This is a genomic window from Streptomyces sp. NPDC004610, assembly GCF_040609715.1.
GTDB lineage: Bacteria > Actinomycetota > Actinomycetes > Streptomycetales > Streptomycetaceae > Streptomyces.
In genome coordinates, this window is the sequence record NZ_JBEXLA010000010.1 from 157,033 (window position 1) to 172,684 (window position 15,652).

Below are 15,652 nucleotides of genomic sequence, written 5' to 3' on the forward strand. Positions count from 1 at the left end.
GACGGGCCCACAAGGCACCGATGTGGATACCGGGTCAGCGCACCGGCGTGGATACCGGGGCGGACGCCGGGTCAGCGCACCGGCGTGAAGTCCCGGGCGCCGATGTACTCCGGTCGCCGCACGGGCGCCGCGAACGGCTCCACCGCCGCGTTGTCCACGCTGTTGAAGACGATGAACACATTGCTGCGCGGGAACGGTGTGATGTTGTCGCCGGAGCCGTGCATGCAGTTGCAGTCGAACCAGGTCGCCGAGCCCGCCCGGCCGGTGAACAGACGGATGCCGTACTCGCCCGCCATGGCGGTGAGCGCCTCGTTCGAGGGCGTACCGGCGTCCTGCATCTTGAGTGACTGCTTGTAGTTGTCCTTGGGCGTGGCGCCCGCGCAGCCCAGGAACGTGCGGTGCGAGCCCGGCATGATCATGAGCCCGCCGTTGGTGTCGTGGTTCTCGGTCAGCGCGATCGACACGGACACCGCCCGCATGTGCGGCAGACCGTCCTCGGCGTGCCAGGTCTCGAAGTCGGAGTGCCAGTAGAAGCCGCTCGCGCCGAAACCGGGCTTGACGTTGATCCGGGACTGGTGGACGTAGACGTCCGAGCCGAGGATCTGGCGGGCGCGTCCGACCACCCGTTCGTCCCGCACCAGCCGGGCGAACAGCTCACTGATCCGGTGTACCTCGAAGACCGAACGGATCTCCTGCGAGTGCGGTTCGATGATCGAACGATCATCGGCCCTGATCGTCGGATCGGCGATCAGCCGCTCCAGCTCCTGCCGGTAGACGGCGACCTCGTCATCGGTGATCAGTTGATCGATCGCGAGGAAACCGTCCTGTTCGTAACCGCGCAGATCGGTCGCCGGGATCGGGCCCGGGGCGCCGGGGGCGCTCCAGACGACCGGGTCCTGGCGGGGGGTGGTCACCTCGGTGGCGCCGCGGCTGGGGTACGGATCGGTGATCGTGGTCATGGCGGTCACACCTCCTCGGAGTCGGAGTCGGAGTCGGATTCGGGCTCGGTGAGCAGCGGATAGACGCCGTCCTCGTCGTGGTCCTCCCGCCCGGTGACCGGCGGGTTGAACACACAGAGGCAGCGGAAGTCCTCCTTGACCCGGAGCGTGTGCCGCTCATGGCCGTCGAGGAGGTACATGGTGCCGGGCGTGATCGTGTGGGTCAGCCCGGACTCGTGGTCGGTCAGCTCGGCCTCGCCCTCGACGCAGACCACGGCCTCGATGTGATGGGCGTACCACATCGAGGTCTCGGTGCCGGCGTAGAGGATCGTCTCGTGCAGCGAGAAGCCGACGCGCTCCTTGGCGAGCACGATGCGTTTGCTCTCCCAGGTGCCGGACGCGGCCTTCACATGCCGGTCGGTGCCTTCGATCTCCTTGAATGATCGAACGATCACGGTGGTGCGATGCCTCCTCGGACGGATCGGACAGAACGGAATCGAGCAGAACGGGATCGGATGATGCTGAATCGGATGGAACGGACTTGAACGGCACGGACTTGAACAGAACGGAGTTGCGCAGAACGAAGGGGACGGAGCCGGAGGGCCCCGTCCCCGGCCCGGATCAGACCGTTTCGCGTACCGCGCGGGCCAGTGTCTTCAGGCCCTCGTCCAGTTCGTCCGGGGCGATGGTCAGCGCGGGCAGCAGTTTGACCACCTCGCCCTCGGGGCCGGAGGTCTCGATCAGCAGCCCGAGATCGAACGCCCGCTGGGCGATCCGTCCGGCCCGGTCCTTGTCGTGGAACTCCACGCCCCACACCATCCCGCGCCCGCGGTACTCCTTGATGTCGGCGAGGTTCTCCTCGGTGATCGAGATCAGTGCGCGCTCGATCTGCTCACCGCGCTCACGGGTCTGCTTCTCCATGGCGGAGCCGTCGGCCCAGTAGGTCTCCAGGGCGGCCGTGGCGGTCACGAACGCGGGGTTGTTGCCGCGGAAGGTGCCGTTGTGCTCGCCGGGCTCCCAGACGTCCAGCTCCGGCTTGAACAGGCACAGGGACATGGGCAGCCCGTAGCCGCTGATCGACTTGGAGACGGTCACGATGTCCGGGGTGATCCCGGCCTCCTCGAACGAGAAGAACGCGCCCGTTCGGCCGCAGCCCATCTGGATGTCGTCGACGATCAGCAGCATGTCGCGGCGCTCGCACAGCTCGGCCAGCGAGCGCAGCCACTCGGGCCGGGCCACATTGATGCCGCCCTCGCCCTGCACGGTCTCCACGATCACCGCGGCGGGCTGGTTCAGTCCGGAGCCCTGGTCCTCCAGGAGCCGTTCGAACCACAGGAAGTCCGGCACCCGGCCGTCCAGATAGTGATCGAACGGCATGGGCGTGCCGTGCACCAGCGGGATCCCGGCCCCGGCGCGCTTGAACGCGTTGCCGGTCACCGCGAGCGAGCCGAGCGACATCCCGTGGAAGGCGTTGGTGAACGAGACGATCGACTCGCGGCCCTTCACCTTCCGCGCCAGCTTCAGCGCGGACTCCACGGCGTTGGTGCCGGTGGGCCCCGGGAACATCACCTTGTACGGCAGATCGCGCGGGCGCAGCACCAGATCCTGGAACGCGCTCAGGAACGATCGTTTCGCGGTGGTCGACATATCGAGGCCATGGGTGACCCCGTCGCGCATCAGATAGTCGATGAGCGCGCGTTTGAGCACGGGGTTGTTGTGCCCGTAGTTGAGCGACCCCGCACCGGCGAAGAAGTCCAGATACCGGTGGCCGTCCTCGTCGTACATCAGGCTGCCCTGCGCACGGTCGAACACGGTGGGCCACCCGCGGCAGTAGCTGCGCACCTCGGACTCCAGGGTCTCGAAGATGCTCAGGTCGGGCTGGGTGATGGTCACAGTGAATCGCTCCTCAGTGCGAAGGGCCTCGATGCGGCCGGGTGGTCAGCGGGCCGATGCGGTAAAGGACCTCGGGGTCGTGCGGGCCGTCCGGGAACAGTTCCGTGCCGAACAGCACCTCGCGTTCCACGCGGGCGCCGTGCCGGTCGGCGTAGGCGGCGAACAGCCGCTCGGAGGCGGTGTTGCCGGGCGTGATGGTGGTCTCGACGCCGGTCAGCGGCCGTTCGGCGGCGATCCGGGCGGTCAGGTCGTCCAGCAGCCGCGCGGCGAGCCCCCGCCCCCGGTGCGCGGCGTCCACCGCCACCTGCCACACCAGCAGCGTGCCCGGCCGGTCCGGCCTGAGGTATCCGGTCACGAACCCAACGGGTGTGCCGTCCCCGGCACGGGCCACCGCCGATGTGGCCGCGAAGTCGCGGCACCACAGCAGATAGGCGTAGGACGAGTTCAGGTCAAGATTTCCGGATTCCTTGGCGAGGCGCCAGAGCGCCGCCCCGTCGGCCACCGACGGACGGTCGATCTGCAGGTCTGCGTGTGCGGCAGTCATGCGAATTGAATTTAGCGAGGTAAATTTGAAATTTCATGGGTGATGAGCCTTGGGTCCGGGCCGTTGCTGTGTTATCGCGCGGGCGTGAGGACGCTTACCGAGGGCAGGTGGATTGTGAGTATTTGTCCAGAGTAAATCGGGATGAAAAGGACCGCTTGTGGAACGCATCACAATCATGTAACCCTCGTGGCGGCGTTCCGGATTGCCCTCTTGGTGTTCGCGGAATCTTGGTGTTTAGGCAGGGAGATCGCGGGCAGAAGAAGAGAGGTTTCTGCTCTCATTTAAATCTTATGATTCAAGCCTGATTCTCAGGAAAGCGCCCGCGCGAATAACGGTCCGGGAAATGCTCCCGGCCGACCTGGAAATCACCCGTGCGGAGCCGTTGCATTGCCCGTGCGGGGTCGGCGCATTGCCCGGGAAAAGGGTGTGCGGAACGTCCGTCCCGGAGCGCTTCCGGGTTGCCCGGTGGGGCCCCGCGCCCCTGTGAGACCCTCGTGCGCGACACACCTGAGGGGGCATCACATGAGCGACCACCGCATCGAGTTGGCCGACGCCGTCGAGGCCGTACGCGACGAACTCATCACCGCCGCCGCCCGCGCGACCGGGCGGGACGTGACCTTCGAGGTCGGCGACATCGAGCTGGAGTTCGCCGTCGAACTGCGCAAGGAGGTCAAGGGCGGGGCCAAGGTCAAGGCATGGGTCGTGGAGGCCGGTGCCGACGGCGGCCTCGGCACCAGCCGCACCCACCGTGTCGCCGTCACGCTCCGCGCCCTGGACGCCCGCACCGGCCGCCCGTGGAGGGTGCGCAACGACAGCCGGGGGAGCACGGCCGGGTTCGGCGCCGCACCCGGCGGTGACACGGCCGGCGGCGACGGGGTCCGGTAGGCGTGGGTAATGGGTAACACCGGAATCACCGGCTCCGGGGACCTTGCCGGGCCTGACGGAATCGCCGGCTCCGCCGACCTCACCCGCCCCGACGGAGTCACCCGCCCCGGCGAGATCGCCCTAGACCGCGTCGTCGTGGTCCAGGGAACAGGCGCGGGCGCGGACGCGGGCCAGGGCAGCGGCGTGCTGCTCGACGCGTACATCGTGCTGACCGCCGCGCATGTCGTGGCGGGCCAGGACACCGCCGAGGTGATCCACCCCGCCTACGGCCGCCCCGTGCCCTGCAAGGTCGCCTGGGCGTCCGCGGAACTGGACGTGGCCCTGCTCGCCGCCGACCGGGTGGTGATCGGCGGTGAGCGGGCCGCCCCGCTCGGGGCGATCCGCTACGGCCGGATCGCCACCGCGTCCCCCGTCCCGCACTGCCAGATCGTCGGCTTCCCCGACATCCAGCGGTACGGCCCCCACGGCACCCAGGGTGACGAACTGGAGTACGACCAGTACGCGGTGAGTGTGCTGCCCATGGCCGGGCGCGTACGGGATCTGCTGGTCTGCCAGCTCGGCCAGTCCGCCGCCGACGAACACGGCCCCGCGCGGTCCCCGCTCGCCGGGCTGTCCGGGGCGCCGGTCTTCGCCGGAGCCGTGCTCTTGGGCGTGGTCACCCAGGTGCCCCGGGACCGCCACCACCTCAGGATCGAGGCGGTCCCGGTCGAGATCGCGATGAGGGCGGCGGAGCGCGAGTTCAGCTGGCCCGCCAAGACCTTCGAGGACATCACCGAGGTCCACCCCGAGGACGAACGGTTCGAGGCCCGCTACGCCGCCGATCTGAAGGCCCAGTACCGCAGGACGGAGATCTTCGGCATCGAGGAACTCGGCCGGAGCGAGTCACGCTGGGACCTCGACACCGCCTACCACAGCCTCGAAGCCGCCGAGACGGTCCCGGGCAGGGCCTCCGGGAGGGCCACCGGAACAACGCCCGGAGCAACACCCGGGAGAGCGCCGGGAGCAACACCCGGGACAGCGCCCGGGGCGGTGCCCGAGATCGCGCCCGAGACCCCGCGCCGGCGTATCGAGACCCTGCTCACCGACCGCCCCCGCGCCCTGCTGCGCGGCGAGGCGGGCGCCGGGAAGACCACCCTGGTGTGGTGGCTCGCCGCGCACGCCGCGACCGGCACCCTGGACCGGCGGCTGCGCGAACTGAACCACCTCGTCCCCTTCGTCGTCCCCCTGCGCAAGGTCCACGCGCGCGGGAGCGGCTTTCCGTCCCTCGCGGAACTGCCCTCCACCGGCCGTGTCCTCACCGAGGACCCGCCCCCGGGCTGGGTCCGGCGGGTCCTGGAAGCCGGACGCGGCCTGCTCCTGGTGGACGGTCTGGACGAGGTCCCGGAGCGGGAGCGCGAGGAGGCCCGGCGCTGGCTCTCCGTCCTGCTGGACCGCTACCCCAGGACCCGCTGCCTGGTCACCGTCCGCCCCAACGCCGTCCCCAGGCACTGGCTCGCCGCCGAACGGTTCACCGAGCTGAACCTGCTGCCCATGAACGACGACGACATCGACGCGTTCGTCCGGGCCTGGCACACCGCCGCGCGCCTGGAGCACGAGCGCCACGGCACGCCGGGCGGCGCGGACGAGGAGCGGGCCCATCTCACCACCCTGGAGGAGTCCCTGCTCCACCAGTTCCAGGAGAACGACGCCCTGCACACCCTGGCCCGTACGCCGCTCCTGTGCGCCGTGATCTGCGCGCTGCACCGGCGCCGGGGCGGCCTGCTGCCCACCACCCGCTGGTCCCTGTACCGCGCCGCCCTGGCGATGCTCCTGGGCGGCCGTGACGCGGGCCGCGGGGTCGTCCAGGTCGATCTGACCCTCGACCCCGACGAACAGCACGCCCTGCTCCAGCGGATCGCCATCTGGCTGGTCCGCACCGGCCGGCAGCAGATGACCCGCGCGGAGGCGGCCCGCCAGCTCGGCCTCGGCCTGCGGGACATGCCGCGCATCCGGTCCCAGAACGTCACCGCGGAACGGGTCCTCCAGTTCCTCCTCGACCGCAGCGGCCTGCTCCAGGAACGGGGTGACGACGACGTCCAGTTCATCCACCGGACCTTCCAGGACTTCCTGGCGGCGAAGGAGTTCCAGGAGAGCGGGTACGTCCTGGAACTGCTGGCCCACACGGGCGACGAGGAGTGGCGCGACGTGGTGGTCATGGGAGCGGGGCACGCGACCCGCAGAGACGCGCAGCAACTCATCGAGCAGCTGATCGAGCAGGGGGACGCCGTCGAGAGGCGCCCCGAACGGTTCCGCCTCCACCTGCTCGCGGCCCGCTGCGCGGTCGGTCTGCTCTCCCTGGACGAGCGGCTGATGGGGCGGGTCCGGGAGCGGGTGGGGGCGTTGCTGCCGCCGGAGGCGAACGCCGAGACCCGGGCCCTCTCCGAACTGGGCGACTGGGCGGTGGACCTGCTTCCCGGGCCGGAGGAGTTGGGGGACGACCCCGCCCGGCTCGTCGTCCAGGCGCTGACGGGTATCCGGAGCACGTCGGCGCGCAGCGCCCTCAGGGCCTACGCGTTCCATCCGAGCAGGATGGTGCGCATGCAGGTCGTCCGGGGCTGGAGCAGACAACCCCTGCGGGAGTACGCCCGCGAGGTGCTCATGGGCATGCACGCGCCCACGCTGACCGTGCGCACCGCGGAGCAACTGGCCGCTGCGGCATGTCTGGCCTCGGTCGAGTTCCTGTGGCTGCACGGCGAGTTCACCTCCGGGGAGCTGACCGCGCGGCTTCCCGCCTCCGGCACCCGGCACCTCCGTCTGCGGCACAACACCCGGGTCGCGGACCTGGACTTCCTCCGGGGCAGGACGGATCTGGAGATGCTGCTGGTGGAGAACTGCCCGGCCCTGCGGGACTTCTCCGCTCTCGCCGGGCTCGGGCTCGACCTCCTGCACCTGGGTGGCGCGACGGTGCCGGAGTGCTGGGAGGCCGTCTCCGCGTCGACCGGCCTGGCCGGCCTGCAACTCTTCGACGGGCACCTACGTGATCTGCTCCCCGACCGGGAGGTTCCGAACATCCGGCAGCTGAGTCTCGTCGATATCAAGAGCGACATCGATCTGGAAACGATCACCCGGGTGTTCACCGGTGTGCAAACGATCGATGTGCGATGGAGTTCCGATCAGGAGACGCGCCCCCTGGTGATCGACCTGACCCCGCTGCACTCCCGCCCCGGCCTCACCATCGAGTTCTCGGAAGACAACCTCGAACACGTCGGCTTCCTCGGAGAGAAGGACATGGGTGATCGTTTGGTGATCGGACAATCATCGCTCTCCGACTAGAGCGCGCCCCGCGCGCCCAGCGCCCCCTCCGCAGCCCTCAGCGCCCCCACCACATCCACATCCAGCCCCTGCTCCGCCATCGCCACCCCGAGCCCCGTCAGACACGCCCGGACCGCACCCGGCGCCGCGTCCGCGCCGTAGTGGTTGACGCGGATCATCTCCTTGGCCAGGGCGCCGCCGCCCGCCGCCAGCGGCAGGGACGGGTCCGCGGCCAGGGCACGGGCGACCAGGTCCGACGCGATCACCCCGGCCGGGGCGCGCAGGGTCGTGGCGACCGGCGCCGCGTCCCGCGCCTCGTGGACGTACGGCTCCAGGCCCCCGCCCAGCGCCAGCGCGCCCGCGCGGGTCCCGGCGGCAGCCGCGGCGTGGCGGGCCATGACCGTGTCCAGCCCCTCCGACTCGATGCGCGCCACGCACGCCTCCAGCGCGAGCATCTCCAACTGCGCGGGTGCGTGCAGCAGGGCCTTGCGGCCACCGTCGATCCAGCGCTCCTTCCAGTCGAGGAGGGAGAGGTAGGAGCGGCGCGGGGCGCGGGGGTTGTCCGCCATGCGCGTCCATGCTCGTTCGCTCACCGACACGGCCGACACGCCGGCGGGACCGCCCATCGCCTTCTGCGCGCCGATCACGCACAGATCGACACCCCAGGCGTCCGGCAGCACCGGTTCGGCGCCCACCGAGGCCACGGCGTCCAGATAGAACAGGGCGCCATGGGCCCGTACGACCTCGCCGATCTCGGCGACCGGGTTGGTGTTGCCGGTGGCCGCCTCCGCGTGCACCAGGGAGACGAAATCGATCTCCGGGTGCTCGGTCAGGGCCTCGCGGATCTGGTCGGCGGTGACCGCGGTGTGGAAGGGAACCGCCAGGTCGTGCACGGTCGCGCCGCAGTCCCGCAGCCAGTCCCCGAAGGTCTGGCCGTACGGTCCCGTGATCACGTTCAGCGCGGTCGTCGAAGGGGTCGCCGTCGCGCGGATCGCGCCCTCCAGCGGGAGCAGCGCCTCGCCCTGGGTGATCACCACGTCCTGGCGGGTGCCGAGCAGCCGGGCCACCCGGTCCTCGATGGCGGCGAAGCGGCCGGCGCTCAGCGGGGCGAGGTCGAGGAAGGGGTGGGACACGCTCACGGGGGTGCTCTTTCGCTTTCGGAGGGGGAGGGCGGGGGCGGAGGGCGGAGGGCTGAGGACGGATTCGGGTGACGCGTGGCGGGTGACGGGTGACGGGTGGCAGATGATGGATGGCGGATTCGGGTGACGGATCGGGTGACGGATGTCGATTGATCATTCGATCGACCCGATGATCGGTCGACCGGTACTGATCAAGCCGATCGATCGACGCCATCGAGAGTAACCGGCACACTTCCCAACCGGCGCACATCCCACCCATCTCACCCTTCCCACCCGTCCCGCCTTCCCGTCCCACCCGCCGGTTCACCCGCGCCCGGCGATAATTACGCTGGTCGGCATGAGCGACGCGCTGCATGTGAAGGGACGGATCCTGGTCGGACCGGACGACGTCCGCGACGAACTGTGGGTCCTGGACGGCCGTATCTCCTACGACCGCCCCACCACCGCCCGCGACCTCCGCACCGTCGAGGGCTGGGTCCTGCCCGGCCTGGTCGACGCCCACTGCCATGTCGGCCTCGACCAGCACGGACCCGTCCCCGACGACGTCTCCGAGAAGCAGGCCCTCACCGACCGGGAGGCCGGTGCCCTGCTGCTGCGCGACGCCGGGTCGCCCTCGGACACCCGCTGGATCGACGCCCGCGACGACCTCCCGAAGATCATCCGGGCCGGCCGCCACATCGCCCGCACCCGCCGCTACATCCGCAACTACGCCTGGGAGATCGAACCGGAGGACCTCGTCGCGTATGTCGCCCAGGAGGCCCGGCGCGGCGACGGCTGGGTCAAACTGGTCGGCGACTGGATCGACCGCGAGGCCGGTGATCTGACGGCCTGCTGGCCCCGCGAGGCCCTGGCACCGGCCATCGCCGAGGCCCACCGGCTCGGCGCCCGGGTCACCGCCCACTGCTTCGCCGAGGACTCGCTGCGCGACCTGGTCGAGGCCGGTATCGACTGCGTCGAGCACGCCACCGGCCTGACCGACGACCTGATCCCGCTGTTCGCCACACACGGGGTGGCGATCGTCCCGACCCTGATCAACATCGCCACCTTCCCGCGCCTCGCCGACGGCGGCGAGAGCAAGTTCCCGCGCTGGTCGGCCCATATGCGCCGGCTCCACGAACGCCGCTACGACACCGTCCGCAACGCCTACGACGCCGGGATCGCGGTGTTCGTCGGCACCGACGCGGGCGGCACCCTGCCGCACGGGCTGGCGGCGGCGGAGGTCGGTGAGCTGGTGACGGCCGGGCTCCCGGCGGTGGACGCGATCTCGGCGGGGACCTGGGCGGCCCGCGCCTGGCTCGGCCGCCCCGGCCTGGACGAGGGCGCCCCCGCCGACCTCGTCGTCTACGACCAGGACCCGCGCGACGACGTCCGCGTCCTGACGGCCCCGCGCCGGGTGGTGCTGAACGGGCGGGTCGTCGTCTGACGAAGCGCAGCGCGGCACAGCACGGAACAGCACAGCACAGCACGGCCCGGACCTGGACCGGGCCCCAGCATCGGCCCCCCGCAGCACCGACCCCGACCCCGCCCCCCAACCCGCCCCAGATCGAGCCCCCCGTCACACGGTTGACGGAGCGTGACGAAGACGGCAGCAGGTCGTTAAGTACCTTCCACGACATCACCCCCCCACCCCCACCCCCTCGAATGCCATCTGGTGCTCCGGTGAAGTCCTGGAACAGCCGTGCCGAAGGATTCGAAAACGTGCCCGGAAACCCCACGTCCGGGTGAAGTGACGCAGGATTGCTGCCCGTTCACTCTCCGTGCGTAATTCTTACGGGGTCCCAAGCTTGTCTCTTCTGGGGGTCCCACACCGTGAACGGCACCACCAACTTCCGCATGCCCGCACACCGGTTCGCGCCCGTCCGCAGACTCGCGGTCGTGGCCACCGCCACCGTCCTGGCCGCCGGTCCCGCGGCCCTGGCCGGAGCGGGCTCCGCGCACGCCACCGAGGAGGGCCGCGCCGACGCCGTCGTCCTGCGCACCGGGCTCGATGTGAGCCTGCTCAACAAGACCGTGAACGTCCCGCTCGCGCTCAGCCTCAACGAGGTCGAGGCGCCGCAGAGCGCCGAGAAGACCGCGCTCACCGCCCGGCTCGACGGCGTCGACGGCGGAAAGTCCTTCAGCGTGCTGAGCGCCGAGGTCGCCGAGGCCAGGGCGACCGTGGAGAACGGCACCGCCGAGGGCAGCACCCGCCTCGCCCACGCCAAGCTGCACGTCCCCGGGCTGCCGCTGCTCTCCCTCATCGAGGTCGAGCAGGTCACCTCCAAGGCGACCTGCGTCGCGGGCGGGAAGCCGGTCGCCGAGTCCAATGTGCTCGGCTCGGTCACCGTCCTCGGCAAGAGGATCACCCTGAGCGCGGGCGGCACCACCGAGGTCGAGGTGCCGGGCGTGGGCGAGGTCCGGCTCGACCTGTCCAAGCGCGAGACCACATCGAGGACGGCCGCCGCGACCGCCCTCGAACTCAGCGTCTCCGTCAACCCGCTGGAGCTGAACGTCGCCGAGGTCAACGGTGTCGTGACGCTCGCCGAGGCCACCTGCGAGGCCCCGGCCGCCCCCGCCGTCACCGAGCCGTCGGCGCCCGCCGGGTCCGAGAAGCCCGGCGCCGAACCGGCCGCCGAGGAGGAGCCCGCCATCGAGCCCCAGGGCGGCAAGGCCACCGAGGCCAACCTCGCCGAGACCGGCGGCAGCTCCATGACCCCGTACCTCGCCGGTGGCGCGGTCGCCCTGCTGGCGGCGGGCGGGGGAGCGGTGGCCCTGGCCCGCCGCCGGAACGGGTAGCCACAGCGGGGCCAACGGGCCAACGGGGGTACCGGCCAACGGGGTACCGGGGGGCGCAGGCGTCGGCTGTCAGGGATCGGAGGACGGCACCCCGGCAGCCGACGTCGGCTGTCAGGGATCGGAGGACGGCACCCCGGCAGCCGACCCCTCCCGCACCGCGCCGACCGCCGCCCCCAACGCCCCCACGAACGCGTCCGTCGTCCCCCGGTCCCGTACCGCCACGCGGAGCCAGTCCTCGCCCAGCCCCGGGAACGTGTCCCCGCGCCGGACCGCGAAGCCCAGGTCCCGCAGCCGGTGCCGGACGGCGGACGCGCCCCGCAGCCGGACGAGGACGAACGGAGCCTGCGCCGGGCCGGTCACGCTCAGCCCCGGAACCGCCGACAGCGCCGCCACCAGATGGGCCCGGTCGGCGGCGATCCGCTGGGCCGCGCGGTCGGCCTCCGCCAGCGCGCGGGGTGTCATACACGCCTCGGCGGCGGCCAGCGCGGGCGTGGACACCGGCCACAGCGGCTGGACGCGCTCCAGCGCGGCGACGGTCTCCGGCGGAGCCAGCACGTACCCGATGCGCAGCCCGGCCAGGCCCCAGGTCTTGGTCAGACTGCGCAGCACCACCAGCCCGGGTACGTCGGTCCGGTCGGCCAGCGACTCCCGTTCGCCCGGCACCGCGTCCATGAACGCCTCGTCCACCACCAGCGTCCGCCCCGGCCGGGCCAGTGCCATGACGGCCGCCGCCGGATGCAGCACCGAGGTCGGGTTCGTCGGGTTGCCGAGCACCACCAGGTCGGCGTCCTCCGGGACGGCCGCCGGGTCCAGCCGGAAGCCGTCCGCGGCCCGCAGCAGCACCCGGTCGACGGTGTGCCCGGCGTCCCGCAGCGCCGCCTCCGGCTCGGTGAACTGCGGGTGCACCACCACCGGCCGGCTCACCTTCGCCGCCCGCGCCAGCAGGACGAACGCCTCCGCCGCGCCCGCCGTCAGCAGGACCCGCTCCGGGCCGAGCCCGTGCCGGGCCGCCACTGCCGCCCGCGCCCGCCGCCCGTCCGGATAGGCCGCGAGCCCGTCCAGTGACCCGGCGATCACCTCCCGCAGCCACGCCGGAGGGGTGTCCGCGCGGACGTTCACGGCGAGATCGACCAGCGCCGATCCCTCGTCCCGGACCTCCGCGTCGCCGTGATGCCCCAGATCGGGCAGCCCGGCGGGCGGGTCACCCGGCATGGCTGGTCGCGGGGTGCTGCCCCTGCCCGTTCCCATGACTGTGCCCCGGCCCCGGCCCCGGTCCCGGCCCCGGTCCCTGCCCCGGTCCCGGCGCCTGCCCGTGCGGGTCGTGATGGTGATGAGAGTGACCGTGATGGTGCCCGTCGTCGTCCGGATGGAAATGCGGCTGCTGCGGCGCCCCCACCTTCTCCTCGAACCCCGGCAGCGCGATCCGGTACACGCACGCGTCGCAGTTCATCCGCACATCGCCGCGCACCGCCTCCGCGTACCGCTCCATCACCAGGTCCAGCAGCTCCGGCTCCGGTCCGATGACGTCCGCCGAGCGCACCTCCACCTCCGGGTGGGCGGCGGCCCAGCCGGCGGTCTGCTGCCGCACCCGCTCCGGCAGGATCCCGGTGAACAGGAAGTAGGGCAGCACCACGATCCGCCGCGCCCCCAGCCGGACACACCGGTCCAGCCCGCTCGGCACATCCGGCGCCGCCAGCGACACGAACGCCGTCTCCACCCCCGCGTACCCGCGCCCCTCCCACAGCAGCCGGGCCGCCTTGTGCACCTCGGCGTTGGCGTCCGGGTCGGTCGAACCCCGTCCGACCAGCAGCACGGTGACATCGGCCAGGTCTTCGGGGGAGCGCCCGGCCGCGCCGAGCGCGTCGTCCAGCCGCCGTTCCAGCACCGCCAGCAGCGAGGGATGCGGGCCCAGGGGACGGCCGTAGGAGTACGAGATCCCGGGGTGCCGCTCCTTCTCCCGGGCCAGGGCCGCCGGTATGTCGCCCTTGGCGTGCCCGGCGGCCACCAGCATCAGCGGTACGGCGGCGAACCGGCGCACCCCGCGCTCCACCAGCTCGGCCACCGCCTCGCCGAGCGGCGGCGGGGACAGCTCGATGAAACCGCCCGCCACGGGCAGATCGGGGTGGCGGCGACCCAGTTCCCGGACGAAGGCACGGAAGGCCTCCGCCCCGGCGTCGTCGCGGGTGCCATGGCCGGCGATCAGCAGAGCGGGCCTCGGGGTGGTCACGGTTTCTCCTCAACAGCGGACAACAGGTGATGCGGGTGGTGCGGGTGGTGCGAAAAATACGGGCGGTACGGGCGGTATTGCGGGCTGTGCGGGCGGTACGGGCGGTACCCGCGGTAATGGGGGGGTAAGGGCGGTACGGAGGCTACGTGACGCGATTTGCCGGCGCCCCCCGCCCCTCCTGCCACCGATACCCCCGGGGCGTCACCATCCGCCCCGCGATCTCCCGGCTGGCCGTGTTGCCGACCACGACGACGGTCATCATGTCGACGCCCGCCGGATCCAGCGCCGCCAGGGTCGTCAGCCGCACCGACTCGTCCGGCCGGGAGGCATTGCGGACGACCCCCACCGGCGTCGTCGCCGCCCGGTGCCCGGCGAGCAGGCCGAGCGCCTTCGGGAGCTGCCAGTCCCGGCCCCGGCTGCGCGGGTTGTAGAACGTCACCACCAGGTCCGCCTCCGCCGCCGCCCGGACCCGCCGCTCGATGACCTCCCACGGCGTGTGCAGATCCGACAGGCTGATCGAGACATGGTCGTGCCCCAGCGGCGCCCCCAGCAGCGCCCCGGCCGCCAGCGCGGCGGTCACCCCGGGCACCCCGACGACGTCGATGTCGTCCCCGGCCTCCGCGAGCGCCGGTGACGCCATCGCGTACACCCCGGCGTCGCCGCTGCCGATCAGCGCGACCGCCCGCCCCCGCCGGGCCTCCTCGACGGCGGTCCGGGCCCGTTCCTCCTCGGCCCCGAGCCCCGACTCCAGTACCCGTGTGCCCGGCCGCAGCAGATCCCGGATCTGTGCCACGTACTGATCCAGCCCCACGACCACGGAGGCGCGGCGCAGTTCGGCCGTGGCGCGCGGGGTGAGCAGGTCCCGTGCGCCCGGACCGAGCCCGACGACCGCGAGCCGCCCCCGCCCCGGTCGCCGGACCACCGCGCAGGTCGCCATCGCCGACTTCCGCTTCGGCACGACCAGTTCACCGCCCCCGGCCAGCGCCGCCGCCTCGGCGACGGAGGGGGTGCCGACGGCGGCGAGCGGCGCGTCGGACGGGTTCGGGACGTCGATCGCCGCGAGGGTGTCCGCGGGGTAGGTGACCAGCGGCACCCCGAACCGCCCGGCCGCCGCCACGATCCCGGGCTCCTCCGCCTTGGCGTCCACGGTCGCGAACCGGCCGACGCTGCGCGCCGACAGCCCCGCCTCCCGCAGCGCGTCCTGAACCAGCGCGACGATCTCCGCGGCCGGGGCGTTCCGGGAGGCACCCACCCCGACGACCAGCGTCGGCGGTCGCAGCACCACCTCACCACCACCGGAGCCACCGGAGCCGCCGGGTTCACCGGAGCCGCCGGACTCACCGGATTCACCGGGCGCCACGACCCGGTCCGACACCCGCAGCACGTACGCTCCCGTCGCCGCTCCCGTCGCCGCTCCCGTCGCCGCCACCGGCGCCGTCACGGAGACCGGCAGCGCCGGCAGCGGCCACGCAGTCTCCGTCCGCAGCACCACCCGCTCCCCGTCCAGCAGCGCGCGCGACACCGCCGCCACATCGCCCTCGACCGGCAGGCCCAGCGTGTCCAGCCCGGCCATGCCGACGGCGTCCGTCGCCGTGGTCACCACCGGCTCCGCGCCCAGCACCCCGGCGACCTCGGCGGCCAGCGCGTTCGCGCCCCCGCCGTGCCCGCCGACCAGGGCGACGGCGAACCGCCCGCCCTCGTCCACACAGACCACGCCCGGATCGGACCCCTTGTCCGACAGCAGCGGCGCGATCAGCCGCACCACCGCCCCGGTGGCCAGAAAGCACACCACCCGCTCGCACTCGGCGAACGCGGCCCGCACCGCGTCCCCGACGGGACCCTCGTACACCCGGGTCCGGCCGGGCCACGCACCGGCCAGCCGGTCCCGCGCCACCGCCCCCGCCGCCGTCGCCGAAACAAGCCCGATCACCGCTCGACCTCTTCCCTCTCGAACCCCATG

General features: G+C 72.2%; 12 protein-coding genes. 4 read left to right on the top strand and 8 right to left on the bottom strand.

Going from position 1 to position 15,652, the window contains the following annotated elements; genetic code table 11:
• Positions 1-71 precede the first annotated feature (71 nt).
• From thpD to ectA, 4 genes are all read right to left on the bottom strand, one after another.
• Positions 72-959 carry an ectoine hydroxylase gene (gene thpD, locus ABZX40_RS13845; protein WP_355735094.1) on the bottom strand — a complete coding sequence of 296 codons (888 nt, stop codon included), beginning with the start codon at positions 957-959 and terminating at the stop codon, positions 72-74.
• Between the two features lie 5 nt (positions 960-964).
• Entirely contained in the window at positions 965-1,393 is a 429-nt protein-coding gene (locus ABZX40_RS13850) for an ectoine synthase (RefSeq protein ID WP_355735096.1), read from the bottom strand.
• A 166-nt stretch (positions 1,394-1,559) separates the two neighbouring features.
• Positions 1,560-2,831, bottom strand: a complete 1,272-nt coding sequence (gene ectB, locus ABZX40_RS13855; protein ID WP_355735098.1) for a diaminobutyrate--2-oxoglutarate transaminase — start codon at positions 2,829-2,831, stop codon at positions 1,560-1,562.
• 13 nt (positions 2,832-2,844) lie between these two features.
• Positions 2,845-3,375: a diaminobutyrate acetyltransferase gene (gene ectA / locus ABZX40_RS13860; RefSeq protein ID WP_355735101.1), complete on the bottom strand. Its 531-nt coding sequence runs from the start codon at positions 3,373-3,375 to the stop codon at positions 2,845-2,847.
• Positions 3,376-3,897: 522 nt separating this feature from the next.
• On the opposite strand from ectA, the gene ABZX40_RS13865 reads away from it, so the two are divergent.
• Positions 3,898-4,260: a trypco2 family protein gene (locus ABZX40_RS13865; protein ID WP_355735104.1), complete on the top strand. Its 363-nt coding sequence runs from the start codon at positions 3,898-3,900 to the stop codon at positions 4,258-4,260.
• Positions 4,261-4,269: 9 nt separating this feature from the next.
• Positions 4,270-7,572 (top strand): NACHT domain-containing protein, encoded by a 3,303-nt coding sequence (locus tag ABZX40_RS13870; RefSeq protein WP_355735107.1) that lies wholly within the window; start codon positions 4,270-4,272, stop codon positions 7,570-7,572.
• Here the strand turns inward: ABZX40_RS13870 and ABZX40_RS13875 are convergent.
• Positions 7,569-8,684, bottom strand: coding sequence for an aminotransferase class V-fold PLP-dependent enzyme (locus ABZX40_RS13875; RefSeq protein WP_355735334.1), 1,116 nt, complete (start codon positions 8,682-8,684; stop codon positions 7,569-7,571). The two genes, ABZX40_RS13870 and ABZX40_RS13875, sit on opposite strands and share 4 nt — an antisense overlap.
• A 343-nt stretch (positions 8,685-9,027) precedes the next feature.
• On the opposite strand from ABZX40_RS13875, the gene ABZX40_RS13880 reads away from it, so the two are divergent.
• Together ABZX40_RS13880 and ABZX40_RS13885 are read left to right on the top strand one after the other, a co-directional pair.
• Entirely contained in the window at positions 9,028-10,113 is a 1,086-nt protein-coding gene (locus tag ABZX40_RS13880) for an amidohydrolase family protein (protein ID WP_355735110.1), read from the top strand.
• Positions 10,114-10,523: 410 nt separating this feature from the next.
• A complete protein-coding gene (locus ABZX40_RS13885) occupies positions 10,524-11,465 on the top strand; it encodes an SCO1860 family LAETG-anchored protein (protein WP_355735113.1) in 942 nt (313 codons plus the stop codon).
• A 111-nt stretch (positions 11,466-11,576) separates the two neighbouring features.
• Here the strand turns inward: ABZX40_RS13885 and cobC are convergent, their stop codons facing one another.
• From cobC to cobJ, 3 genes are all read right to left on the bottom strand, one after another.
• Positions 11,577-12,677, bottom strand: coding sequence for an Rv2231c family pyridoxal phosphate-dependent protein CobC (cobC, locus tag ABZX40_RS13890; RefSeq protein ID WP_355735117.1), 1,101 nt, complete (start codon positions 12,675-12,677; stop codon positions 11,577-11,579).
• On the bottom strand, positions 12,667-13,692 hold the full coding sequence (locus ABZX40_RS13895; protein ID WP_355735119.1) for a sirohydrochlorin chelatase: 1,026 nt from the start codon (positions 13,690-13,692) through the stop codon (positions 12,667-12,669). The genes cobC and ABZX40_RS13895 overlap by 11 nt, the downstream gene beginning before the upstream one ends.
• A gap of 142 nt (positions 13,693-13,834) precedes the next feature.
• Positions 13,835-15,622: a precorrin-3B C(17)-methyltransferase gene (gene cobJ / locus ABZX40_RS13900; RefSeq protein ID WP_355735122.1), complete on the bottom strand. Its 1,788-nt coding sequence runs from the start codon at positions 15,620-15,622 to the stop codon at positions 13,835-13,837.
• Positions 15,623-15,652: the final 30 nt, after the last annotated feature.

Bases quoted from the DNA above. Each gene is read 5' to 3' on its own strand.
- thpD (WP_355735094.1), bottom strand. From the start codon at position 959: ATGACCACGATCACCGATCCGTACCCCAGCCGCGGCGCCACCGAGGTG.
- ectA (WP_355735101.1), bottom strand. From the start codon at position 3,375: ATGACTGCCGCACACGCAGACCTGCAGATCGACCGTCCGTCGGTGGCC.
- ABZX40_RS13865 (WP_355735104.1), top strand. From the start codon at position 3,898: ATGAGCGACCACCGCATCGAGTTGGCCGACGCCGTCGAGGCCGTACGC.
- ABZX40_RS13870 (WP_355735107.1), top strand. From the start codon at position 4,270: ATGGGTAACACCGGAATCACCGGCTCCGGGGACCTTGCCGGGCCTGAC.
- ABZX40_RS13880 (WP_355735110.1), top strand. From the start codon at position 9,028: ATGAGCGACGCGCTGCATGTGAAGGGACGGATCCTGGTCGGACCGGAC.
- ABZX40_RS13885 (WP_355735113.1), top strand. From the start codon at position 10,524: ATGCCCGCACACCGGTTCGCGCCCGTCCGCAGACTCGCGGTCGTGGCC.
- cobC (WP_355735117.1), bottom strand. From the start codon at position 12,677: ATGCCGGGTGACCCGCCCGCCGGGCTGCCCGATCTGGGGCATCACGGC.